The sequence below is a fragment of the Pseudomonas rosaeacicularis genome, assembly GCF_057128745.1.
Genome location: NZ_JBSKHT010000011.1, coordinates 129,488 through 153,842, shown reverse-complemented (window position 1 = coordinate 153,842; position 24,355 = coordinate 129,488). Strand labels below are relative to the sequence as shown.

General features: G+C 60.7%; 21 protein-coding genes. 13 read left to right on the top strand and 8 right to left on the bottom strand.

The features are described from left to right. Nucleotides 1-368: 368 nt before the first annotated feature. Nucleotides 369-911, top strand: coding sequence for a cytochrome b (locus ACWKWM_RS15890; protein ID WP_483847047.1), 543 nt, complete (start codon nt 369-371; stop codon nt 909-911). 175 nt (nt 912-1,086) lie between these two features. On the opposite strand, the gene ACWKWM_RS15885 is transcribed toward ACWKWM_RS15890, so the two are convergent. From ACWKWM_RS15885 to ACWKWM_RS15870, 4 genes are all read right to left on the bottom strand, one after another. Continuing rightward, on the bottom strand, nt 1,087-3,216 hold the full coding sequence (locus ACWKWM_RS15885; protein WP_483847134.1) for a TonB-dependent siderophore receptor: 2,130 nt from the start codon (nt 3,214-3,216) through the stop codon (nt 1,087-1,089). 389 nt (nt 3,217-3,605) lie between these two features. Then, a complete protein-coding gene (locus ACWKWM_RS15880; protein WP_483847046.1) occupies nt 3,606-3,929 on the bottom strand; it encodes an AtuA-related protein in 324 nt (107 codons plus the stop codon). Further along, nucleotides 3,926-5,290, bottom strand: coding sequence for an acyclic terpene utilization AtuA family protein (locus tag ACWKWM_RS15875; protein WP_483847045.1), 1,365 nt, complete (start codon nt 5,288-5,290; stop codon nt 3,926-3,928). Before ACWKWM_RS15875 ends, ACWKWM_RS15880 begins: the two co-directional genes overlap by 4 nt. After that, entirely contained in the window at nt 5,290-6,582 is a 1,293-nt protein-coding gene (locus ACWKWM_RS15870; RefSeq protein ID WP_483847044.1) for a CitMHS family transporter, read from the bottom strand. The genes ACWKWM_RS15875 and ACWKWM_RS15870 overlap by 1 nt, the downstream gene beginning before the upstream one ends. 145 nt (nt 6,583-6,727) lie before the next feature. On the opposite strand from ACWKWM_RS15870, the gene ACWKWM_RS15865 reads away from it, so the two are divergent. The 5 genes from ACWKWM_RS15865 (at nt 6,728) to efeO (ACWKWM_RS15845) (ending at nt 12,237) form a co-directional block, all read left to right on the top strand. Then, nucleotides 6,728-7,612 (top strand): LysR family transcriptional regulator, encoded by an 885-nt coding sequence (locus tag ACWKWM_RS15865; RefSeq protein ID WP_483847043.1) that lies wholly within the window; start codon nt 6,728-6,730, stop codon nt 7,610-7,612. Nucleotides 7,613-7,909: 297 nt separating this feature from the next. Continuing rightward, nucleotides 7,910-8,779 carry an iron uptake transporter permease EfeU gene (gene efeU / locus ACWKWM_RS15860; protein WP_483847042.1) on the top strand — a complete coding sequence of 290 codons (870 nt, stop codon included), beginning with the start codon at nt 7,910-7,912 and terminating at the stop codon, nt 8,777-8,779. An 8-nt stretch (nt 8,780-8,787) separates the two neighbouring features. After that, complete coding sequence (gene efeO / locus ACWKWM_RS15855) at nt 8,788-9,999, top strand: iron uptake system protein EfeO (protein ID WP_483847041.1); 1,212 nt, start codon at nt 8,788-8,790, stop codon at nt 9,997-9,999. A gap of 67 nt (nt 10,000-10,066) precedes the next feature. Next, a complete protein-coding gene (gene efeB, locus ACWKWM_RS15850; RefSeq protein ID WP_483847040.1) occupies nt 10,067-11,383 on the top strand; it encodes an iron uptake transporter deferrochelatase/peroxidase subunit in 1,317 nt (438 codons plus the stop codon). Nucleotides 11,384-11,412: 29 nt separating this feature from the next. Further along, nucleotides 11,413-12,237: an iron uptake system protein EfeO gene (efeO, locus tag ACWKWM_RS15845; protein ID WP_483847039.1), complete on the top strand. Its 825-nt coding sequence runs from the start codon at nt 11,413-11,415 to the stop codon at nt 12,235-12,237. Nucleotides 12,238-13,436: 1,199 nt separating this feature from the next. Here efeO (ACWKWM_RS15845) and ACWKWM_RS15840 read toward each other — a convergent pair. The 3 genes from ACWKWM_RS15840 to ACWKWM_RS15830 form a co-directional block, all read right to left on the bottom strand. Then, nucleotides 13,437-14,207, bottom strand: a complete 771-nt coding sequence (locus ACWKWM_RS15840; RefSeq protein ID WP_483847038.1) for a molybdopterin-dependent oxidoreductase — start codon at nt 14,205-14,207, stop codon at nt 13,437-13,439. Then, nucleotides 14,200-14,823: a cytochrome b/b6 domain-containing protein gene (locus tag ACWKWM_RS15835; RefSeq protein WP_483847037.1), complete on the bottom strand. Its 624-nt coding sequence runs from the start codon at nt 14,821-14,823 to the stop codon at nt 14,200-14,202. Before ACWKWM_RS15835 ends, ACWKWM_RS15840 begins: the two co-directional genes overlap by 8 nt. 171 nt (nt 14,824-14,994) lie before the next feature. Next, the gene (locus ACWKWM_RS15830) at nt 14,995-15,600 is read right to left on the bottom strand and encodes a hypothetical protein (protein ID WP_483847133.1); all 606 of its coding nucleotides are present in this window, start codon (nt 15,598-15,600) and stop codon (nt 14,995-14,997) included. 248 nt (nt 15,601-15,848) lie between these two features. Between ACWKWM_RS15830 and ACWKWM_RS15825 the strand changes: the two genes are divergently transcribed. Then, nucleotides 15,849-16,544 carry a heavy metal response regulator transcription factor gene (locus ACWKWM_RS15825; RefSeq protein ID WP_483836083.1) on the top strand — a complete coding sequence of 232 codons (696 nt, stop codon included), beginning with the start codon at nt 15,849-15,851 and terminating at the stop codon, nt 16,542-16,544. Continuing rightward, entirely contained in the window at nt 16,517-17,911 is a 1,395-nt protein-coding gene (locus ACWKWM_RS15820; RefSeq protein WP_483847036.1) for a heavy metal sensor histidine kinase, read from the top strand. The genes ACWKWM_RS15825 and ACWKWM_RS15820 overlap by 28 nt, the downstream gene beginning before the upstream one ends. A 104-nt stretch (nt 17,912-18,015) precedes the next feature. On the opposite strand, the gene ACWKWM_RS15815 is transcribed toward ACWKWM_RS15820, so the two are convergent. Beyond that, nucleotides 18,016-18,681, bottom strand: a complete 666-nt coding sequence (locus ACWKWM_RS15815) for a polysaccharide lyase family 7 protein (RefSeq protein ID WP_483847035.1) — start codon at nt 18,679-18,681, stop codon at nt 18,016-18,018. A 476-nt stretch (nt 18,682-19,157) separates the two neighbouring features. Between ACWKWM_RS15815 and ACWKWM_RS15810 the strand changes: the two genes are divergently transcribed. Genes ACWKWM_RS15810 through ACWKWM_RS15790 form a run of 5 tightly spaced genes read left to right on the top strand, consistent with a single transcriptional unit; the run spans nt 19,158 to nt 24,307 of the window. Then, nucleotides 19,158-19,610, top strand: a complete 453-nt coding sequence (locus ACWKWM_RS15810) for a MarR family winged helix-turn-helix transcriptional regulator (RefSeq protein WP_483847034.1) — start codon at nt 19,158-19,160, stop codon at nt 19,608-19,610. 5 nt (nt 19,611-19,615) lie between these two features. Continuing rightward, entirely contained in the window at nt 19,616-21,739 is a 2,124-nt protein-coding gene (locus tag ACWKWM_RS15805) for an FUSC family protein (RefSeq protein ID WP_483847132.1), read from the top strand. Further along, complete coding sequence (locus tag ACWKWM_RS15800; RefSeq protein ID WP_483847033.1) at nt 21,736-21,945, top strand: DUF1656 domain-containing protein; 210 nt, start codon at nt 21,736-21,738, stop codon at nt 21,943-21,945. Before ACWKWM_RS15805 ends, ACWKWM_RS15800 begins: the two co-directional genes overlap by 4 nt. Continuing rightward, a complete protein-coding gene (locus ACWKWM_RS15795) occupies nt 21,942-22,862 on the top strand; it encodes an efflux RND transporter periplasmic adaptor subunit (RefSeq protein ID WP_483847032.1) in 921 nt (306 codons plus the stop codon). The genes ACWKWM_RS15800 and ACWKWM_RS15795 overlap by 4 nt, the downstream gene beginning before the upstream one ends. After that, on the top strand, nt 22,859-24,307 hold the full coding sequence (locus tag ACWKWM_RS15790; RefSeq protein WP_483847031.1) for an efflux transporter outer membrane subunit: 1,449 nt from the start codon (nt 22,859-22,861) through the stop codon (nt 24,305-24,307). The genes ACWKWM_RS15795 and ACWKWM_RS15790 overlap by 4 nt, the downstream gene beginning before the upstream one ends. The last annotated feature ends 48 nt before the right edge of the window (nt 24,308-24,355 follow it).

Genomic DNA, 24,355 nt, shown 5'->3' with positions numbered 1-24,355 from the left:
CAGAGGCAATACCTGTCAAATCCGTTTCATTGGTTTTTTTATCACGAATTATTCTAAAAAATAAAGTACTGAGTCTAAAAAAATAAATTTTAATTGAGCGCTTATTGTGCCCCTCAAACGGATTAGTTCATTTGGCAATAACGTTGGACCACAGCCGTAGTAGCGCTCTAACTTTATTGGGATCAAACAATTTTTATTGGCCGCAGTTATTTATCAATTGCCATGCTTTCAAGTTTAAATTTCTGAAATTCTGGTTTTTGAATTCCGGGTTCAATCGCGTGCGGGAATTGGGTTAATCTCTGGTCGCACTGATCCTGACGTTTACCGAACGCCTGTCAGTTCACATCAAAAAAAGAGAGGATCGAACCGTGACGACACCTTCCACCACAGAACGCTACAGTTACCGGGCACGCTGGCTGCATTGGGCAATGGCCGCCCTGATCGTACTGGCCTACATCTTGATCCTGAGCCGCAGCCAATTCGCAAAGGGCACGGACCTGCGCACGCTGGTGGTGCAAAGCCATTTCTGGGTGGGCATAGCGGTATTGTTGCTGGCGTTTTTCCGGATTGCCGAACGCCACCGTCACACCCCGCCGGGCATTACCCCGCCGCTGGAAGGCGCGTTGCGTCTGGCCGCAACCGTTTCACATTACGCGCTGTACGCGTTCCTGTTCGCCCAGCCGTTGATGGGGCTGTTCACTGTGCTGCTGGAACGCGGCGCGCTGCCCATCCCGCTGACCCAATTGGCCATCCCCTCGCCTTTTGAGATTGCCAAGGGCACGGCCGAAAGCCTTGAGCACTATCACGTGTTGTTGGGCACGATCTTTTATTACGTCATTGGCCTGCATGTCATTGCAGCGGTCTGGCATCACTTTGTGCGCAAGGACAATACCGTCAAACGGATGGTTTAGAGCCAGACATTCAGGCCAACATCGTCTCGCTTCAACCCCATCGCCACATAACCGCATAACCCCGATGCCCGTGGGAGCGGACCTGTCCGCGAAGACATTCGTTCGGCCGCCAGATCCACAACGGATTTACCGGCCTCTTCGCGGACAGGTCCGCTCCCACAGGATTGAGTGACCGTCAAAACTCAAGTTTCGCGCGAGCAATCAGCTGCCGAGGCTCGCCGATCACGATCGCGGGCGACCCCAGGCCGCTGGCCGAGGTGTAGTAACGCTTGTCGAACATGTTTTTCAGGTTCAGCTGCAAAGTCAGGTCGCGCTCGTCGAGCTTCATTTTGTAAGCGACAAACGCATCGGCCACCTTCGACGACGGCAGGTAGTACTCGACACCCGTGCCGTCGTTCACGCCCCAGCGACTGGCGTAACGCGCGCCGGCACCAGCCCGCAGGTTGCCGATGCCGACGTGGCCAAAATCACGAGTCAGGTAGACCGCCGCAGTGTGCTTGGACACGCCATCGAGCGGCTGGCCCTTGAGGATCGGGTCTTCCAGCACTTCGGTGTCGGTGTAAGCGTAGCTGCCGGTGATGCTCCAGTTCTCGTTGATCTGCCCGGTGATATCCGCTTCCAGCCCGCGCGACTGCACCTCGCCCGACACCCGCGTGCAGGTCTCGGTGCCGCACTGTTCGCTGGTCTGCACGTTCTTCTTGTTGATGTTGAACAGCGCGACCGTGGCGGTCAGGTAGTCATTCTGGAATTTGGTGCCGATCTCGTAGGCCTTGCCCTCCTCCGGGGGCAGGTCGCCAATGGGGGCGGCAATCGAGGTGTTGGGGCGGAATGACTCGGTGTAGCTGCCGTACACCGACCAGTCCGGCTGGATCATGTAGACCAGCCCTAGACGCGGCACCACTTTGCTGTCCTTGACGTCGGCACCGACCACGAACGGGCGGCCCTTGCCGGTGATCTCGTCGAACGCGTCGTAACGCAGGCCGGCCTGGAAAATCCACTTGTCGCTCAGATGGATCGAGTCCTGAACGAAGAATGCGTGGGTGCGCAGATGATCGCTCTGGTCGCTGTTCGCGGCGCTGACCGTGCTCGGGCGCGGGGTCACGCCATACACCGGGGTGTTGTAATTGAAATCGGCCTTGTTGGTGCTGCGATACAGGTCGCCGAGGTCGCGTTCGTTTTGCATATAGTCAGCGCCGATCAACAACTCGTGGCGGATGTCACCCCAGTAAAGGTCGCCCAGTGCGTTGACCGTTGCGGTGTGGGCGACCTGCACGGCATCGCGGGTGGCATCGCCCCGTCGCGTGACGGCACCGGTGTTGTAGTTGGCCGAGATGTAACGCGACTGGTAGTCGTTGTAGTAATTGCGGCTGTAGCCGTAACCGGTGCGCAAGGTCCACATGTCGTTGAGGCGGTGCTCCATGCGCAGGTCCAGGGAATCGGAGCGCCCGGTGGTGACGTTGAACGGCTCGTCCAGACGCCGGTTGCGCGGGATGTCCAGGACCTTGCCGGTCTTGGGATTGATCTGCGTGCCACGGTCGAATGGCACCGAATATTCCATGTGCTCGTAAGCCACCGAGACGGTGGTGTCGTCGCCATACCAGGCCAGCGACGGCGCGATCACCGATTGATCGATGCTGCCGAAACTGCGCCAGTAATCGTAGTTCTGCTTGTCGGCGATAAAGCGATACGCCAGACCGCTGCTGCCCAACGGACCGGTCAGATCGATCTGCTCCCCGCCGCCACCGAAGCTGCTGCCGAAGGCGGAGATGGAACGCGCGTCGGTCAGCTGCGGTTTTTTGGTCACGACGTTGATCACCCCGCCCGGGTCCTGCACGCCGTAGAGCATCGACGCCGGCCCCTTGAGTACTTCGATGCGCTCGGTGGTGGGGGTGAAGTTGCGCGCCTGCACCGATTGCATGCCGTCGCGCATGATCGAGTTGTCGCGGTTGGTGCCGAAACCGCGCTTTTGAATCGCGTCCTGGGTGCCGCCCAGCGTGTTGCCCTGTTTCACGCCGCTGACGGCATTGATCGCCTCGTCAAGACTGCTGGGCTGGCGGTCTTCGAGCACCCGGTTGGTCACTACGTTGACCGTCGCCGGCGTTTCCACCAATGGCGTATTGGTGCGCGTGGCCACAGAGGCACGGCGGGCCTGATAGCTGTTTTTGCTTTGTTCGACGTCGCTGGCTTGCGCGGATTGCGAGGCGGCATCGATGTTGACCGCGTCCAGTTGCAGCTCTTGCGCCTGGGCAATCGACGTCAGCCCCAGCGAACACAACAACGCCGTCGCCGAACACACACCGAGCAATGAAGCGGGACGAGCATGAAACAGAGGCCTGCGAACACCGGATTGAGCTGTCATGACGGGGTAAACCTGAGCTGTCGAAGAGTGAGGACGTCGCGATTAAACGAGTCTGATTCTCACTACACGTAAGCGGGAGGGGTTTACCTCACCTGTTTTTTGAAAATAATTTCGATAGCGCTGCTCTCAGCAGGAGCTGCCCGCGCTTGTGTAGGAGACAACTGGTTGGCGAGCCAGACGCTACGGTCTGTCAGGGCGCCCCCCTCGCGAACAAGGTCGCTCCTACAGATCTACCGAGCCCGCGCGAGGCTGCGATTGCGGTGGGTCAGACAGAGCGAATCGCAGCCTCGCACGGGCTCGTCAGCTCCTACAGGGGACCCCGATTCGATCATGAATCAGGCCTCGATATCGATATCCAGCAGCGCCGCACCCAGGGCTTTGCCGTGAGCATCGAGGGCCAGGGATCGGGTCACGCCGCCCTTGAGAATGCCCGGCAACACGAAATTCAGCGCGTGCACATTGGGCAACTCGTATCGCCTCACCGGTGCCGCACTGGCATCCAGCAACTGGGAAAAATGCGCAGTGACGCGCTCCACCGTCAGGGCTTTGAGCACACGCGGATAATCTTCGGGCCTGAAGGCAATCACCGAGATGTTCGACGTATCGCCCTTGTCGCCCGTACGGGAATGGGCCAGTTCGCGCAGTTTCACGGTTGTCATGATGCATTCTCCAGATGGACCTGTGGCCTCACCGCAGTGCGGGGCAACAGCATCGAGGCCACCGCAACCACTTGGCGCACGGCCTTGGTCGCCCCGCCCCCGCCATACGGGCCGTTGGTATACAGCGTTTCGACTTCATTGCCGACGCGCACTGCTTCAGCTTTATCGACACAGCGCGCCGCGACCCGCAAGCGCACTTCCCACGGCTCACCCGACGCCCGCGCGCCCAGCTCCTGGCCATGCAGCGCATCGACGCCGATCAACTCGGCGCGCACGTCATCGACCACCACGCCCATCAGCTTCAAACGCTCCAGCACCACGTCCCGCGCCAATCGAGCACGAGTTAGCGCACCCGGTCCGCCGTAGGAAATCTGCCCTTCGCCAATCCAGCCGTCCAGATACCCCACCGAAACCTTCAACGTCTCGGGCCGGGCCCGACCGTCAGCGCCTTGCGCTCGCACTTCATTAGGCGCAATCACGCTGAACGACACACCGGAAAAGTCCGCCGTCACGTCCGGAGTGAGATAGGCCTTGGGATCGTGCACTTCGTAAATCATCTGTTCGGTGCAGGTGGCCGTGTCGATTCGCCCGCCCGAGCCTGCCACTTTGCTGATGACTGCATGGCCCTGGGCGTCGATCTCGGCCAGGGGAAAGCCCAGCCGCGCCAGATCCGGCACATCCTTGTAGCCTGGATCGGCGAAGTAACCGCCTGTGATCTGCCCCGCGCATTCGAGCAAATGACCAATCAGCGTTCCGCGTCCCAATCGCGACCAATCGTCGGCCGCCCAGCCAAATTCGAACATCTGCGGCGCGAGAAACAGCGACGGATCGGCCACACGCCCGGTAATTACCACGTCGGCATCGGCAGCCAGCGCTTGGATAATGCCCTCGGCGCCGAGGTACGCATTGGCCGATATCAACCGCTCGCCCAGTGATTGCGGCGTGGCGCCGTTATCCAAGGGCTGAGCCGGATTGCTGCGCAGCGCCTCCAACACGTCATCCCCGGTGACAGCCGCGACTTTCAGGCCCGGCAAACCCAGATCGGCTGCAATGCGCCGGACTTCCTGCGCGGCCGCCAGCGGGTTGGCGGCGCCCATGTTGGTGATGATCCGCAGTCGGCGTTGCCCGGCTTCTTGACCGCGCCCGACGAAGGGCAGCACGCGATGCATGCGCTCGCTCAATAAAGGGTCGTAACCGGCATGCGGGTCAGACAGTCGCGCCTGTTGCGCCAGCGCAATGGTGCGTTCGGCCAGGCATTCGAACACCAGATAATCCAGGTCGCCTTTCTCGGCCAACTCAACGGCCGGCTCGATGCGATCGCCGGAATAACCGGCGCCGGAGCCAATACGTAAGGTTTTCATCAGAACACTCCCAGCAACAACGCGGTGCAGGTCATCAGCACCGAAGCGCCAAACAAGAACGGGATGGTGAAGCGCTGGTGATCGGCCAGTTCGATCTTGCACAGGCCCACCAGCAGAAAAGTCGCAGGGGTCAGCGGGCTGACCGGGAAACCGGTGGTGTGCACGCCGAGCAGTGAGGCCTGCGCCACTTGCAGCGGGTCGACGCCCAGCGAGCGGCCGACTTCAGCGATCACCGGCATCACCCCGAAATAGAACGAATCCGGGTCGAACAACAGGCTCAGCGGCATCGACAGGAAACCCACCACCATCGGAATCAACTTGCCGTGCCCGGCAGGGATCTGCGCCACCGCGACTTCAGCCATGGCCTTGAGCATCCCGGTGCCCTGCATGATGCCGGTAAACACCCCGGCGGCCAAAAGAATGCTGGCCATGGTCAGCGCGGTTTTCGCGTGGGCATCGATGCGGGCCCGTTGTGCGTCGACGTTCGGGTAATTGATGCACAGCGCCAGCACCGTGCCGACCATGAACATCACCACCGGATCGACCCAACCGGCAATCATCACCGCCATCACCACGATGGTCAGCAGCAGGTTGAGCCAGAACAGCCGCGGACGGCGCAGCACTTCTTCGGCTTCGCTGAGCACCCGATGCGGCACCACGTCCACATTCGATCCCGCGCCCAGCCCCAGGCGTTTTTCTTCACGACGGCCCAGGCACCAGGCGCTGATGAAGACGAACGCCAGGCCGACGATCTGAATAGGAATCAACGGCTGAAACAGCTCGGCCACCGGCACATGCAGCGCGGCCGATGAGCGCAATACCGGGCCGGTCCAGGGCAGAAAATTCACCCCGGCGGCCATGGCAGCCACGCAAGCAAGAATTCGTCGATCAATGCCCAGCCGCGTGTACAACGGCAGCATCGCCGGGATGGTCACCAGAAACGTCACTGCGCCCGAACCGTCCAGGTGCACCAACAGCGCCAGCAGGGCGGTGCCGACCACGATGCGTGTAGGGCGCGTGCCCACCGTGCGCAGGATGCGGTCGATGATCGGGTCGAGCATGCCGGCGTCGGTCATCACGCCGAAAAACAGAATGGCGAACACGAACATGCCGACCACCGGGGCGACGTTTTTGATGCCGGTAATAATGAAGGCGCTGGTTTGCAGACCGAAGCCACCGAGCAGCGCCGCGATGATCGGCAAGGCGATGAGGGCAACCAGAGGCGAGAGACGTTTGCTCATGACGGCTGCGAGCAAACAGAGAATCGTGATGACACCAAGCGTGGCAAGCATAGGGCGGGATCCTGTTCGTCATCCTTGGCCGCAAGCGGCGGGATGAGCTGTTGTTGTTTTCATCGATAGTGGAAAGCGGCGTAAGCTTTGTAAATTGAAATGTTTAGCGACGTCCGTTCGGAAAAACAAAATCACCGAGAATCTGATGAAAAACTCGATCCAGCACATCCGCGCCTTCCTTGCCGTGGCCGACAGCGGCAGTTTCGCCAAGGCCGCGGTCGCGCTGAACCTCTCGCCTTCGGCGCTCACCGTGCAAATCCAGCAATTGGAAGAATGGCTCGGCGTGGCGCTGCTGGAACGCAGCCCGCGCCAGGTCAGCCTTACCGCCGCCGGGCAGAACAATCGCGGGCCCATGGAAAAACTGCTGCTGGATCTTGAAAACATCGTCACCGGCTCGCGGGATCTGGCGGCGTTACGGCGCGGTGTGGTGACTATCGCCGCCCTGCCCTCCCTGTGTTCAAGCGCGCTGCCGCCGATGCTCAAGGCTTTTCGGCAGCAGCATCCAGGGGTCGAGGTGCGGCTGCGCGACGTGGTGGCGCAAAAAATCGATGCGCTGGTGCGCGAGGGTGAAGTGGATTTCGGACTGGGTGTGCGGGCGCGAATGAGCCATGGCCTGGATTTCGAGGTGGTACTCGTGGACCGTCTGACGTTGTTCGTGCCGATGGGGCATGCGCTGGCAAAACGCAGCTCGGTCACGCTGTCGGCGCTGGCGGATGAGCCGATCATCCTCACCGGACGCGACAGCAGCGTGCGTGAGCGAGTGCAAGCGTTGTTTGCTCAGGAGGGTCTGTCGCTGACGCCGGGGCTGGAAGCCAACTACATGTCGACGGTACTGGCGCTGGTTCGACAAGGACTGGGAACGACACTGCTGCCAGAATCGGCTGACGAAGGCCGAGGCGATCTGGTGCAGGTGCGGGTGGACCATCCAGGAGTGAATCGCGAGATCGGGTTGATTACCCGGGCGGGGCAAGGGTTGAGTCCTGCGGCTGAGCAGTTCGTTCAGATGATGAAAGCAGCGCTGCCCCTGTAGGAGCGAATTTATTCGCGAGACGCCCCGACAGGTACTACGCACGGCGCTCTCGCGAACAAGTTCGCGACTACAGGTAATGAGGTTGATCCACAACTGTAGGGGCAAGCGCGCTCCTACAGTGGTTCAGGCAGCGAAGTGGCTGAACGCCACCTGAACACATGCACAAATCCGGGATTATGCAAAAAAACAAGTATGCGCATTCAATAATGAGTATCATTATGTTACGCACTGGCTGAATGCGAATGACTACATCACGCGTTCACGCCGCACACCCTAACAGTCTTTACCCGGTGAATCATGCTCGTTCCTTTTTTGATCATGCTGCGCGAAGGGATTGAAGCCGCGCTCATCGTTGGCATCATCGCCAGCTACCTGAAACAGACCGGCCGTGGCGAATGGATGCCCGCTGTCTGGATCGGTGTTTTCCTCGCCGTCGCCCTGGCCTTGTTCGTCGGTGGCGGCCTGGAAATGGTCAGCGCCGAATTCCCGCAAAAGCAGCAAGAATTGTTCGAAGGCCTGGTCGGTCTGCTCGCGGTGGTGATCCTCAGTTCCATGGTGGTCTGGATGCGCAAAGTGGCGCGCTCGGTCAAACATGATTTGCACCAATCCCTGGACGCCGCCCTCGGCGGGTCGAAAAACCAGACCTACGCCCTGATCGGCATGGTGTTCTTCGCCGTGGCTCGGGAAAGCCTTGAAACCGTATTCTTCCTGCTTGCGATCTTCCAGCAGAGCGATGGCGCGTCAGGTCCGCTGGGCGCCCTGTTCGGCCTGATCATCGCCGTGTGCGTGGGCGTCGCTATCTATAAAGGCAGCATGCGCCTGAACCTGAGCCTGTTCTTCCGCTATACCGGGCTTTTCATTCTTGTCGTCGCGGCGGGCATTCTCTCCAACTCGGTGCGTTCGCTGCATGAGGCTGGCGTGTGGAATCACTTCCAGGACGTGGTCTTCGATATCAGCGCTACCTTGCCGATGGACGGCCCGACGGGCTCGGTGCTGGCCGGCATGTTTGGCTATCAGGATGCGCCGACCGTCAGCGTGCTGACGGCCTATCTGGCCTACCTGATCTTCGCATTGGTGCTGTTCTTCAAGCCTCAGGCACGGGTGGTGAGTCTGCCCACCCGTCCGGCACATGAACACGGCCGATCTTCTTCAGTTCCGAACAAGTAAGGGCAACCATGACCTCCAGTCCCACCGGCCTTCCTCCACAGAAAGCCAAACCTTCGCGCGCCCTGCAATTGGCCGTCGCCGGCTCCGTGATCCTGGCGATCGCCGCAGGTGGCGTGTTTTATTACGCGTCCCAGGCCGCGCAGAAAAAACGCATAGCCAACAGCGGCAATGAAACCGTAGTGACGATCCACGCGAAAAATTGCGAGCCGAATGCGATCACCGTACCCGCTGGCAAGAATGCGTTCCGCATCGTCAACGCTTCGGAGCGCGCGGTGGAGTGGGAGATTCTCGACGGCGTGCTGGTTGTCGAGGAGCGTGAAAACATCGTCCCAGGCCTCAATCAGATCATCAACGCCAACCTGCAACCGGGCGACTATGAAATCACCTGCGGGCTGCTGAGCAACCCGCGGGGCACCCTGCACGTCACGCCGACTGCCGAATCCGACGCCGCCGCCAAGGCCCGTCCTTCGATGGTCGCGTTCATCGGTCCGCTGTCTGAATACCGCGTGTACCTCAGCACCCAGAGCAGCGCCCTGCTGCGCGCCGTTGGCGATTTGCAACAAGCCATCGCCAGTGGCGATCTGAGCGCTGCGCAAAAAGCGTACGCCCCGGCCCGTGCGGCCTACCAGCGCATTGCACCTGCAGCTCAGCGTCTGTCCGAACTGGACAACGCGGTCAACGCCCGCGCCGATTACTACGAAAAACGCGAGCAGGACCCAGGCTTCAGCGGTTTCCACCGCATCGAGTTCGGCCTGTTCCAGCAGCACTCGGTCGAAGGCCTGACGCCTGTGGTCGAGCGCCTGCAAACCGACATCACCAGCCTCAAGCAAGCGCTGCTGGCCAACAGCATCGCGCCGGAGCAACTGGCGAGCATGGTCGTGCGCAACCTGCGCAGCCTGGCCGATGTACGTAGCACCGGTGAAGAAGAACGCTACAGCCATGTCGACGTCAGCGGTTTCGCGGCGAATCTGGCTGGCACCCGCAAAGTCATCGATTTGCTGCGCCCCTTGCTGGCCAAGACGTCCGGCGAACTGCTCAAAAAGATCGACACCGCGGCCACTGCGCTGGACGACCAATTGCTGATGCTCAAGACCGACGACGGCTACACGCCGTATGACCAGGTCGGCGCCGACACAAGAAAGCAAATTGCAGACAAGGCCAAGGCACTGGCCGACGCACTCGATGGAATCGATCCGGCCCTCGGCCTCTCAGGCCTGTAGGCGTGCACTGGCGGGTGCGTGATGCGCCCGCCTGGCCCTGAAAATCCAGAGCGAAGACTTAACGCACATGAAAGATTCTGACGCATCCAACGCCCCGATTTCCGCTCAACGCCGCCGAGTCCTCATGGGCCTGGGCGCTGCGGGTGCAGCCATCGCCGGCAGCAGCCTGAGCAGCAACGTGCTGGCAGCGGCCTCGCCTGCGCAAGTCACCGAAGCCCCGAAAAGCGAAAAGACCCAAGACCACAACAGCTACTTCGGCCTGCACCAGACCGGCATCGTCAATCCGCGCCCGGTCGCCGGCATGATGGTCTCGTTCGATGTGCTGGCCCAAGACCGTGAAGACCTTGAGCGGCTGTTTCGCACCCTTAACGAACGCATCGCTTTTCTGATGACGGGCGGCGCCGTGCCTCAGGTGGACCCGAAACTGCCACCGCTGGATTCCGGCATTCTGGGCCCGGTGGTGACGCCGGATAACCTGACCATCACCGTCTCGGTGGGCGAGTCGCTGTTCGACGAGCGTTTCGGCCTGGAAGCGGTCAAGCCCAAGCGCCTGCAACGCATGGTTGGTTTCCCCAATGACGCGCTAGAAGCCGATTGCTGCCACGGCGACTTGAGCATTCAGTTCTGCTCAAACGCGCCGGACAGCAACATTCACGCCCTGCGCGACATCGTGAAAAACCTGCCGGACCTGCTATTCGTGCGCTGGAAGCAGGAAGGCACGGTGCCGGCCCAGGCGCCACTCAAGCCGGGTCAGCCCGCCGAGAGCGCACGTAACTTTCTGGGCTTTCGCGACGGCTCGGCCAACCCCGATTCCAACGACCAGAAAGCCATGAACACGCTGGTCTGGGTGCAACCGGGCAGCGACGAACCTGAGTGGGCCGCCAACGGCAGCTATCAAGCGGTGCGCATCATCCGTAACTTCGTCGAGCGCTGGGACCGTACCCCGCTGCAAGAGCAGGAAGCGATCTTCGGCCGGGTCAAAACCACGGGCGCGCCGATGGACGGCAAGGCCGAGACCGACGTCCCGGACTACCAAAAAGACCCGGAAGGCAAAGTCACCAAGCTCGACGCGCACATCCGCCTGGCCAACCCGCGCACGGCCGAAAGCCAGCGCAACCTGATCCTGCGTCGCCCGTTCAACTATTCCAACGGCGTGAACAAGAACGGTCAGCTGGACATGGGTTTGCTGTTCATCTGCTACCAGTCGGATCTCGAAAAAGGCTTCATCACCGTCCAGACCCGCCTCAATGGCGAGCCGCTGGAGGAATACCTCAAGCCGATCGGTGGCGGTTACTTCTTTACTTTGCCGGGCGTGGTTAATGATCAGGACTTCATCGGTCGTTCCCTGCTGGCTGCGTCTGCTCCTAAAACAACAACTGCCTGATACCACTTACCTCACAGGAAGCGTTTTTTATGAAAAAGTCGTCTATTGCATTGATGCTCAGCGTTGGTGTGTTGCAGACCTCGTTGTCAGCGTTTGCCGCCACCGCCCCGCTGGACCTGGTGACCCCGGTTTCGGACTACAAGATCTACGTCACCGAGAACGTCGATAAGCTGGCTGCCGACACGCAGAAGTTCACCGATGCGGTGAAGAAAGGCGACGTGGCGACCGCTAAGAAGCTGTTCCCGACCACCCGTATGTCTTACGAGGCCATCGAGCCGATCGCTGAGCTGTTCAGCGACCTCGACGCGTCGATCGACTCACGTGAAGACGACCATGAAAACGGCGTAAAAGCCGACGACTTCACCGGTTTCCACCGCCTGGAATACGCACTGTTCTCGCAGAACACCACCAAGGACCAGGCTGTTTTCGCGGACAAACTGATGGCCGACGTGAAAGACCTGCAGGCGCGTATCGCGGACATGACCTTTCCGCCAGAGAAAGTCGTGGGCGGTGCTGCTGCGCTGATGGAAGAAGTGGCCGCGACCAAACTGTCCGGTGAAGAAGACCGTTACAGCCACACCGACCTGTATGACTTCCAGGGCAACGTTGATGGCTCCAAGAAGATCGTTGACCTGTTCAAGCCGCAGCTTGAGAAGTCTGACAAGGCGTTCGTAGCCAAGGTCGACAAGAACTTCGCCACCGTGGACAAGATCCTGGCCAAGTACAAAACCAAGGATGGCGGCTACGAGACCTACGACAAAGTGAAAGAAAACGACCGCAAAGCGCTGGTCGGCCCGGTCAACACCCTGGCTGAAGACCTGTCGCAAATGCGTGGCAAGCTTGGTTTGAACTAAGCCCTGCTGCAGCGAAAAGCCCGCCTGCCGAGTGATCGGCAGGCGGGCTTTTTTGTGGGTGCTGGCTGCGCATGATGACCTGTAGGAGCGAATTTATTCGCGATGCGGTGAGTCTGGTGTACCGGGATTGGTTCCGCTTTTACTGCGATTTACGCGGTCCCCTGTAGGAGCTGACGACCAGCGGGAGGCTGCGATGCGGTGTGTTGGGTGTACCGGGATTGGGTGTATATCCGTTATTTGCGGTGTTGCTTGTATCGGTTCCGCCCTGACGGCGGGTCACTTTTGGCAAAGGCGCCCCAAAAGTAACCAAAAGGTCTTCCTCCCGGTTTGGCCCGACTTCGTCGGGTTCCCTCACTCCGGCGACGCTCCGTGGGCACGCCGCCATCGGCCATCCATGGCCGGGGGCGGCTAACGCGGCATCCATGCCGCGCTGCCCACTCCGCGCCACCTGCGTTCGGCCTGCACCCAAGTCGCGTTTTGTGGTGTCTGGGCTGGCGTGGATGAAGATCAAAAGCGAATAAGGAATCAGATCGTTCCTCACGCTCCGCGTGGGAATGCAGCCGCGGACGCTCTGCGTCCAATGACGCGGAGCGTCATGAGAGGCGCTACCACGCGGAGCGTGGGAGCGATCGGTCTTCATTCATGCCGAGATTTTGTGAGCGCCACAAAGTGCGACTTTGGAAGGCCGAGCGCAGGCGTTGCGTAGGGGACAGCGCGGCATGGATGCCGCGCTAGCCGCCCCCGGCCATGGATGGCCGATGGCGGCGTGTCCCCGGAGCAATGCCGGAGCGAGGGAACCCGACGAAGGAGGGCCGGACACGGGAGCGAAACGGTTTGGTTACTTTGCCAAGACAAAGTGACACGCCGTAAGGGCGGAACCGATATAAGCAGCAACCGAGATAATGGATATTCACCCAATCCCGGTACACCCGACCCACCGCATCGCGCCCCTCGTAACCTCCGATTGCTCCTACAGGGGACCGCGTCACCCGCAGCAGTGCAGCCGATATAGGCAGCACCAAAAACAACGGATATACACACCATCTGAAGCGTGTCAGCTAAACCGCATCGCAGCCTCGCGGTGCTCGTCAGCTCCTACAAGGGACCGGGGGATCCGCACCGGCGAAGCCGATATCAGCAGCACCAAAAAATAACGGATATACACACAATCCAGGCGCGTCAGCGCAAGCATTACTTACTCATATCCCGCTAAACCAGTTATACCCCTGATCCTCCCAATACCCGCCCGGATAGTCGTTGCTGACGAAGATCTCGACGATGTGCTTGGGGTTCTTGAAGCCCAGCTTGGTCGGCACCCGAACCCGCAGCGGATAACCATACTCCGGCGGCAAGGCCACTTCGCCGTAATCCAGCGCCAGCAGGGTTTGCGGGTGCAGCGCGGTGGGCATGTCGAGGCTGGAATAGTAGCGATCAGCGCATTTGAAACCGACGAACCTCGCCGTGGTGTCGGCACCGATGTGCTCCAGGAACGTGCGCAGCGGCACCCCGCCCCACTGACCGATGGCGCTCCAGCCCTCGACACAGATCAGCCGCGTGATGTCGGTACGCTGGGGCAGTTTGCGCAACCCGTCCAGTGTCCACGGCGCTTTGTCGCGGACCAGTCCGGAGACTTCCAGCGCGTAATCCGACAAGTCCACTTCCGGCACATCGTCTTCGGCATAAAACGCGTTGAACGGAAACGGGTTGGTCATCTGCGCCTTGGTGAAGGTCGGCGCCAGCTTTTGCCCGCTGAACAGCCAGGCCTGAACCCGGTCATTCCAGCGCGACATGGCCCAGAGCACCTTGTCCACCTGATCGCCGTCCTGCAGGTTGCAGCCTGTCAGCATCGCCATCGCGCCCACGGTCAAACCGCCGCGCAGGAAGTTGCGGCGCTGAATACTCTCCAGCTGAATCTGCTGCGCAGGCTCCAGCTTGATCCGCTGGATGGCGCGTTTTTTTGGCTCAATCATGGTTGAGTTTCCCGCTTTCAATCGGCCGCACGCCGCCAGTAATCATCGGCAATAGGGTTTTGGGCACCAGCAGCACCAGCGCCAGATGCACCACAGTGAATGCACCAATCGCCGCCATAGCGCCAAAATGCACATAACGCGCGATGTCGTAACCCCCCAGCAGCGCTACCAGTTCCTGCAGTTGAATGGGTTTCCAGATCGCCAGCCCCGAGACCACGATCAGCACCCCCGCCGCCAGCACCAGCCAATACATCAGCCGTTGAACCGCGTTGTAGACGCCCTTCTGATGCACCAGTTTGAAACGCAGCGCATCGCCCAAATCCTGCTTCACTGCTTGGGCCGTGATGGGCAATAGATCGCGCTTGAAATGCCGACTGAACAGGCCGTAGAGCACGTAAATCAAACCGTTGAAAAACAACAGCCACATCACCGCGAAGTGCCAGGCCAGTGCACCGCCCAGCCAGCCGCCGACGGTAAATGAGGGCGGGAAACGAAAGGCAAAAAGAGGTGAGGCGTTGTAGATCGCCCAGCCGCTCATGAACATGCAGGTCATGCCAAAGGCGTTGAGCCAATGGGTGAGGCGGACGGGCCAGGGATGGATGCGTTTTGTTTTCATTTTTTAAGGCTCATCACAGAATTCTCTGGCAATGGCACTTCCCGGAGTGCAGCGGTGCCTGGACTGACGTCTTCGCGGACAGGTCCGCTCCCACGAGGATAGCGGCGATTCTGTGGGAGCGGACCTGTCCGCGAAGGGCGTCACGCGGTGCATCAGAGGCACCGCAATACCTTACATCGGCGGCTGGAAGCCGTCTTTGCCGACAGCCACACCGCGTGCGGTCTTGCCGTCATCGGCCGGGAACACCACAACCTTGGCGCCCTTGACCAGTTGCTCAGGCTTTCCAGCTTCTACGTAAGCAATTGGCACGTCGGTCGGCACAACCAATTGTTTCTCGCCGCCTTTATAGCCCACGGTCAGGGTGCGGCCATTGGTATTGGCCAGTTTGCCCACGGTGCCATTGGTCATGGTGCCGGTGCTGCCGTCCGCGTTCTGCCAGCCGTAGTGACCTTCGCCGCTGCCTTTCAGGCTTGGCTCAAACACAGTCACTTCCAGCGCTTTCAAAGAACCGTCAGCCTGAGGAGTGGCGGCCGAACCGATGAAGCTGTCGGCTTTGATCGAATCGATATCGGTCTTGGACACCAGGCGGATGCCGGTCTTGTCAGTCAGGCCGATAGTCTGGTGGGCGCCGGACCGGGTGGTGAAGGTCAGGGTGTTGTTATCAACGCTGTCGACCGTACCGCGCAGTGGCTTGACCACTGGCATGTCGGCCGCTGCGGCCATGACCGCGGCGCTGAGCATGAGCACGCCGAACGTGGTGGACAGTGCAGTCTTCATCTTCTTGTTCGTAATCACAGTGACGATTCCTTGCGGGTTAATGTGCAGCCATCCTCCACCCCCAACCGGGACCGCACAATGACCGCCCGATTACATTTTTGTCATTCACCGCACGCCGCGCGATCAATGACAAAAATGTAACCGACGTAGCAAGTGCGGTTGGTTAAACTCCAAGTCCAACGCGGCCTGCGGCAATCCGGCCGCCCACCGATTACGCTCATCACAGCGTGAACCGAGCACTCCCGACGATGCACATTCTGCTGATCGAAGACGACACCAAAACCGGCGAGTACCTGAAAAAGGGCCTCGGCGAATCCGGCTATAAAGTCGACTGGACCCAGCATGGCGCCGACGGCCTGCACATGGCGCTGGAAACCCGCTACGACCTGATCGTGCTGGACGTGATGCTGCCCGGCATCGACGGCTTCCAGATCATCGAAGTGTTGCGCGCGCGACAGGACGTCCCGGTGCTGTTTCTCACCGCTCGCGATCAGCTGCAAGACCGCATTCGCGGGCTGGAACTGGGCGCCGACGATTACCTGGTCAAGCCGTTTTCCTTCACTGAACTGCTGCTGCGCATTCGCACGATCCTGCGCCGTGGCGTGGTGCGCGAAGCCGATCATTTTCACATCGCCGATCTGGAGCTGGACCTGCTGCGTCGCCGGGTCACCCGCCAGCAACAGGTCATCGTCTTGACCAACAAGGAGTTCGCGCTGTTGCATCTGTTTTTGCGCCGTGAAGGCGATGTGTTGTCCCGGGCGCAGATCGCCTCGGAAGTCTGGGACATGAATTTTGACAGCGACACCAACGTGGTCGACGTCGCGGTCAAGCGCCTGCGCAGCAAGGTCGACCTGCCCTACCCCGTCAAATTGATCCACACCGTGCGCGGCATCGGTTATGTGTGCGAGGTGCGGCCATGCGGACCCGACGCCAACCTTCCCTGACCCTGCGCTCGACCCTGGCGTTTTCGCTGGTGGCCATGCTCACCGTGGCCGGCGCCGGGTTGTATCTGTACGAGTCGATGAAGGCCTCAGTCCTGCAACGCAGCGACCACGCGGTGCTGGCGCGCCTGGATCACTTTCGCAAGTTGCTGCATTACGACGTGACCCTGGACAAGCTTCAAAGCAGCCCGCAGATTTTCGAAAACATGCTCGACAGCGAAGACGACATTTTCATCATCGCCGAGCCGGGCCAACCTCCGATCATCACGGTCAACCCGTTGCACGCACAGTTGCCGAACCTGCCGCTGGTGGAGCAAGGCGTGCCGTTGAGCGTGAATGATCTGCGCAGCGGCATGTCGCCGTCGGGCATCCCGCTGCGCGCAGCCAGCGTGCAGACGATTTCTGACGGTCGCGATGTACACCTCACCGCCGCGCACATCATGGTCAAGGAACAGGCCATGCTCGGTGAGTTTCGCCAGCGTATTTACCTGGCTGTGGCACTGGCGTTTCTGATCACTGCACTGCTCGGTTACATCCTGCTGCGTCGCGGTTTGCTGCCCTTGCGCCAGATGGCCGCGCACGCGTCGAATATCACGCCCGCGCGTCTGGACAGCCGGATGAACAGCGACGACACGCCGGTGGAGTTGCAGCAGTTGAGTGACGCCTATAACGCGATGCTCGATCGCCTGGCCAACGGGTATCAGCGGCTGATGCAGTTTTCCGCCGATTTGGCCCACGAGATTCGCACGCCAGTGGGCTCGTTAATGGGCCATTGCCAGGTCGCCCTGCGCCAGACCCGCAGCGAGGATGAATACCAGGCTTTATTGGCCTCCAATCTTGAGGAGCTAGAGCGTATCTCGCGCATGGTCGAAAGCATTCTGTTTCTCGCTCGCGCCGATGAAGCGCAAGCCGTGCCGGAGCGTCAGCCGCTGTGCATGAACGATGAATTGCAGCGCATCGCCGAGTACTTCGAAGGTCTGGCTGAAGAGCGACAACTGACGCTGCGCACCTCGGGCGACGCCACGCTCAACGCAGACCCTCTGTTGTTACGCCGGGCCCTGAGCAACCTGGTCGCCAACGGGATTCGCTATGCCGATGAAGGCAGCGAGATCCTCATGCGCGTGGTTGCCGCAGAGGGCACGTGCCGAATTGAGGTAGAAAACCAGGGCCCGGTGCTGACCGACGCGGCGCTGGGCAAGCTGTTCGACCGCTTTTACCGCGGCGATGCGTCCCGCCATCAAAGTTCGGATTCCAACGGACTGGGGCTGGCGATTGTCGCAGCGATCATGCAGTTGCACGGCGGGACGGTCAGCGTGAAACAGCCTATGCCTGGGCGGATCTGTTTTGCATTGGTGTTTCCCCAAACCTGAGCACTGCACCGTTCTGTAGGAGACAACTTGTTGGCGAGGCGATTTCGATGCGGCTCAGGTAAACCGCCTCGCGAATGAATTCGCTCCTACAGGTGCATGCATCTTTAGCCCTTGGTATGGGCGATCTCTAGTTTGTAAAATGTTGCCGCCCCGCCCTCTGTCGCGTACCCGGTGTTGTCCTGGGTATAGACCCCCGCCTTGAAATACAACAATTTGCCATTCCAGGTGCTGTCCAGCTTGGCGGTCCACTGCATGTCGGCGGCGTTCACGGTCAGGTTGCCCGCTGGCGTCAGATGAAGGCTGTACGTGAAGCGCGCATTGAGCAGCACACCGGTAGCAATCTGAATGACCTGCGGCTCTGACGTCGGCGTCAGGCGAAACTTGGCGACGAGGTTGCCGTTGCCCAGCTTCTCCTTGTACTGGTACTCGAGCTTGATCAGCGGCTCGGTGCTGCCATAGCAGTGTATTTGCCCGATCACGATCTTGCCGGTCGAGGGCACTTGATCCACCTCCAGCGACGCCCGCAATACGTTGTCTGCCTGGGCATAGGTCCAGTTGTAGACCGCGCCACTGGCGTAGGTTTCGCGCAACTCAGTGCGTGGGTAAACGGCATTGTCGGTTTTCGAACCCGTCACCGGCGCCCAGAAAAACAAAGTGTTTCCAGACCTGAAATATTCGTCCTGATAACCCGCCACCAGCTTGGGCGTACTGATAGTCGTGGCCGGCGAGCCCACAGGGATGGAGAGGTTCCAGGTGGCGAGATCGATCATGTTGCGCTCATGGGTGCGGCATGCGCACCAGCAAAGGGATGTGTCTGGAACGGGGCTTTGCGACCGTTCGTATCGCCTTTGGTATCGGCAGGGTTCGCGCTTAATTGACTCTGACGGGTTAAAAATTCCACATCAAACTTCGGACTGGCTACCCAGAGTGAGTGGGAGGGAGCTTGCTCGCGAAGGGGCCGGAACGCCTGCCACCCTTTTTGATGCCAAGTAGCCAATCGCGAGCAAGCTCCCTCCCTTAACTCTTGTTTGGTTGCACGACGGCCCGGCGGTTGGACGACGGTAGGCCTCTGCACAACAACTCGGACCTACTCTGCGACGACGCGTCACACGACCGTTCGGCGACTTTTCATTTGACGGAAGGACTTTGTTACAGGATATTAATAGTTAGCATCCTAATAATACTTAGCCTAATCATTCACTGCCTACCAAACCCTGTCTTCAAACGCACTCAGTGGCACTTTTTTATGACTCTCGATTCATTGCAGATGCACATCACCGGCGGCGTCGTCGCAGCGTCGCGTCAATGGCGCCGCGTTTGCCATACGACTATCAGCAGCTATGGCGTCTCCGAAGCATGCGCCGGCCCTTTGCTGATGATCGCGCGATTGGGCGACGGCGTTCGTCAGGTGACGGTGGCACAGGCGTGCGGTCTTGAGAGCCCGTCGCTGGTGCGCTTGCTCGACCAACTGGGCGCCGCGAATCTGGTGTGCCGCACCGAAGATCCCACCGACCGCCGCGCTAAATCCCTGAGCCTGACGGATGACGGCCGCGCGCTGGCCCAATCGATCGAGGACGAGCTGATTCGCCTGCGCCGCGAAGTCTTCAGCCACCTCGACCCCGCCGATCTCGAAGCAGCGTTGCGCGTGATCAAAGCGTTTGCAGACGCCACACCTAACGCTGCGGTGACGCCATCTTGAGCACCATCGCCAACAAGTCCGCCGACCGGCCGGGCTTTTTCAGCAGCGACTTTTTCAAAGGCGTTCCACCGGCCCGTGACTGGTTCTACGGCGTGCGTACCTTCGCCGCGTCGATGTTGGCGTTGTACATTGCGCTGATCATGGAATTGCCCCGCCCCTACTGGGCGATGGCCACGGTTTACATCGTCTCCAGTCCCTTCGTCGCGCCCACCAGTTCCAAGGCGCTGTACCGCGCAGCCGGGACGTTTCTGGGGGCTGCCGCTTCGGTGATCCTGGTGCCGATGTTCGTGCAGACGCCCTTTCTGCTGGCGGTGGTCATTGCCTTGTGGACCGGCACCCTGTTGTTTCTTTCACTGCACCTGCGCACCGCCAACAGTTACGCGCTGATGCTGGCCGGCTACACCATGCCGCTGATCTCGTTTCCAGTGGTGGACAACCCGCAGGCGGTGTTCGACATTGCGGTGTCACGCACTGAAGAAATCTTCCTCGGGATCATCTGCGCCGCCGTGGTCGGCAGCATGTTCTGGCCCCGACGTCTGGCGCCGGTGCTGGTGGATTCCCTGGGCAAATGGTTCAACGACGCCGCGACCTACAGCGACCTGTTTCTGTCGCGCTCCTCTACCCCGGAAGCGGTGGGCACTCTGCGCACGGCGATGGTCGGCACTTTCAACAGCCTGGAGCTGATGATCGGCCAGTTGCCCCACGAGGGCGCTCACAAACAGCGGGTGCGTAACGCCAAAGAGCTGCGCGGCCGGATGATTCACCTGTTGCCGGTCATCGACGCGCTGGATGATGCGTTGTGGGCCCTTGAGCGACGCACTCCTGAACTGGTGGCCGATCTGGCGCCGCTGCTGATCGAGACCCGCGATTGGCTGGAGCAAACGTCACAAGGCGCGCCAATCAAGTATTGGAAAGTGCTGCACAGCGAGCTTGAGCGCCTGCAACCCACGCCCGCACAATTGGATGATCGGCGTCAGTTGTTGCTGTCCAACGCACTGTTCCGCCTGACCGAATTCATTGATTTGTGGCAGGACTGTCGAAGCCTGCAACACGCCATCGTCACCGACGATCACAGCTCCTGGAGAGCCGTTTACCGCCATTGGCGTCTGGGTCGGCTGTCGCCGTTTCTCGACAAAGGAATGATGCTCTACTCGGTCGCCACATCAGTCAGCGCGATCATCGTCGCTTCGGTGCTGTGGATCTTGCTGGGCTGGCAGGATGGCGCCAGTGCCGTGGCGCTGGCGGCGGTGTCGTGCAGTTTCTTCGCGGCGATGGACGATCCGGCCCCGCAGATTTACCGGTTCTTTTTCTGGACCATGCTGTCGGTGGTGTTCGCCAGCCTGTACCTGTTCGTGGTGCTGCCCAACCTGCATGACTTCCCGATGCTGGTGCTGGCCTTCGCGGTGCCGTTCATCTGCGTCGGCACGCTGACGGTGCAGCCGAAGTTCTACCTCGGCACGCTTTTGACCATCGTCAATACGTCTTCGTTTATCAGCATTCAAAGCGCTTACGACGCGGATTTCCTGAACTTCGTCAATTCCAATCTGGCTGGTCCCGCAGGCCTGGCGTTTGCCTTCGTCTGGACGCTGATCGTACGGCCGTTCGGCACCGAGCTTGCGGCCAAACGCCTGACCCGCTTCAGCTGGCGCGACATTGTGTCCCTGAGTGAGCAAGCCAGTCTTGCCGAACACCGGCGCATGGGCGTGACCATGCTCGACCGGCTGATGCAGCAACTGCCGCGCCTGACCATCACCGCGCAGGACACCGGGATCGCAGTTCGTGAACTGCGGGTGGCGCTGAACATGCTCGACTTGCTGGCCTACATGCCGCGTGTGCCAGCGGTGCCGCGTCAGTTGTTGCGGCAGGTCACCACCGAGGTCGGCGGCTATTTCAACGCCTGCCTCAAGTCGCATGAACGCTTGCCAGCGCCCAAAGGTCTGCTCATGACCATGGACCGCGCCCGCCGCGCCTTGGCCTTTGACGCCATGGGCGACGATCAGGCGCGGTTGCAGTTGCTGCATGCGCTGAGCGGTCTGCGTCTGGCGCTGTTGCCCGGCGTGGAGATTGTCGATGTGGTCGCAGAGCAGGAAGAACAACCGCCGTATGGCATCGACGGAGCACCTCTATGATTGGTGATCTGGACGTCAGCGGGATTTTCGTCCCCACGTTCCTGGCCCTGATGGGCATTGCGTACCTGATTTTTCTGGTGGTGCACGCCGTGTTGTCACGGACCCACTTCTATCGCCTGGTCTGGCACCGGGCATTGTTCAACGTTGGTCTATACGCCCTGCTGCTGGGTGCCGTGGATACTCTTAGTCGATATTTGATGAAATGAAAAAACCCTTACTGACTTTGGGCCGCGTGGTCCTGACCCTGCTGGTTGTGCTGTTCGCCGCGATCGTCGTCTGGCGCATGGTGATGTATTACATGTACGCGCCGTGGACCCGCGACGGGCATATTCGCGCCGACGTGATCCAGATCGCGCCCGACGTGTCCGGGCTGATCCAGAAAGTCTCGGTCACCGACAACCAGGTAGTGCGCAAAGGCGATGTGCTGTTCACCATCGACCAGGATCGTTTCCGCCTGGCGTTGCGTCAGGCCCAGGCGACCATGGCCGAGCGCAAAGAGACCTGGGAGCAGGCCCAGCGCGAGAACAGACGTAACCGTGGCTTGGGCAATCTGGTGGCCCGCGAGCAACTGGAAGAGAGCCAGTCCAAGGAAGCCCGCGCGCTGTCGGCCCTCAATGAAGCGCAGGTGATGGTGGATGCCGCGCAGCTGAACCTTGATCGCTCCGTGATTCGCAGCCCGGTGGACGGCTACCTCAACGACCGCGCGCCCCGTGATCGTGAATTCGTGACGGCAGGACGCGCGGTGCTGTCGGTGGTGGACGGCAATTCGTTCCACATCGACGGCTACTTCGAAGAAACCAAACTCGACGGCATTCACATCGGTTCTGCGGTCGATATCCGCGTCATCGGCGATAACGCCCGTCTGCGTGGTCATGTAGTGAGCATCGTGGCCGGCATCGAAGACCGCGACCGCAGCAGCGGCTCCAACCTGCTGCCTAACGTCAACCCCGCATTCAGCTGGGTGCGTCTGGCGCAACGAATTCCGGTGCGTATTGCCTTTGACGAAGTGCCGGCGGACTTCCGCATGATCGCCGGGCGCACGGCGACGGTGTCGATCCTCGACGACGCCGACTTGCGCAAGGCCGACGACAAAGCCGCCACCAAGACAGGAGCCGCGCAATGAAACACAGCGCTCGCCTGCTGACGGTCGGACTGGGCTTGTTGCTGTCGGCGTGCACCGTGGTCGGGCCCGATTACGAGTTGCCCAAGGACGCAGCGGTCAATCGCCCGGACCTGCAGGGCGAGCTGGCCGGTGAGTCGTCGAATGTGGTGTCGGCCCCTGTGCCCGAGGACTGGTGGAAGCTGTATCAGGACCCGAAACTCAACGAACTGGTGCGCCAGGCGCTGGTGTCCAGCACTGACCTGCGCGTGGCTGCGGCCAACTTGCAGCGCGCCCGCTACCAGTCTGCCGAAGCCGACGCCGCTGGCGGTTTCACCAATTCGGCCAAAGCGGGCGCACAGCGCTTGCAGGAATCCGGACAGGCATTTTTGCTGCCGGAAAAAGTGCCAGTGTCCAATGTCGGTGATGTCGGCCTGACGACTTCCTACCAATTTGACCTGTTCGGCGTGTTGCAGCGCGGCATCGAAGCGGCCCAGGCCAATACCGATGCGGCCCAGGCTGCGGCTGATACTGCGCGCATCACCCTGGTTGCCGACGTGGTTCGCGCCTACACCCAGGTGTGCGCCGCCAATGAAGAGCACGACATCGCGCTGGAGTCGGTCAATCTGCAACAGCAAAGCCTGTCCCTGACACAGCGCCTGCGCGACGCCGGGCGTGGCGATGAAACCCAGGTCACGCGCTCGCAGACGCAATTCAGATCCCTGCGCGCCGATTTGCCGCGCTATCAGGCAGCGCGGCAGTCCGGGCTGTATCGCCTGTCGATGCTGCTGGCCAGACCATTGAATCACTTGCCAAAGGGCGTGGCCGAATGCGCCGAACTGCCGCACATCGCGCAAGTGATGCCGGTGGGCGATGGCGCGGCGCTGCTCAAGCGTCGTCCGGACGTGCGTCAGGCGGAACGTCGTCTGGCAATGTCGGTGGCGGGGATTGGGGTGGCCACAGGTGAGCTGTACCCGGACATCAGCATCGGCGCGACGGTGGGCACGGTCGGTGTTCTCGATGAGCTGGGCGATCCTTCCACCAATCGCTGGGGCTTTGGCGGGGTGATCAACTGGACCATTCCCTCCAACGGCGCCCGCGCGCGGATTCACATTGCCGAGGCGTCGAGTCAGGCAGCGCTCGCGCGTTTCGACGGCGTGGTGCTGAACGCGATCCGCGAGGCCCAGACCGGTCTGTCGCAGTACACCGCGCTGCTGGAGCGACGAGATGCGCTGGCAGACACCGAGCAGTCCGCGCAACAGGCGGCGGACCAGACCCATCGTTTCTTCCAGGCCGGCCGCGAATCGTTCCTCGCCGACCTGCAAGCGACCCGCACCTACACCGACGTGCGCGCCCAACTGGCTGCGGCCAACACCCAAGTGGCGATGGGGCAGATCGACCTGTTCCTGGCACTGGGCGGGGGTTGGGAAGGAAGTGGTGCGGTGGCGCCTGCGCAAGCCAAGAAATAGCGCCGGACCTATACCTGTGGGAGCGGACCTGTCCGCGAATGCAATGGG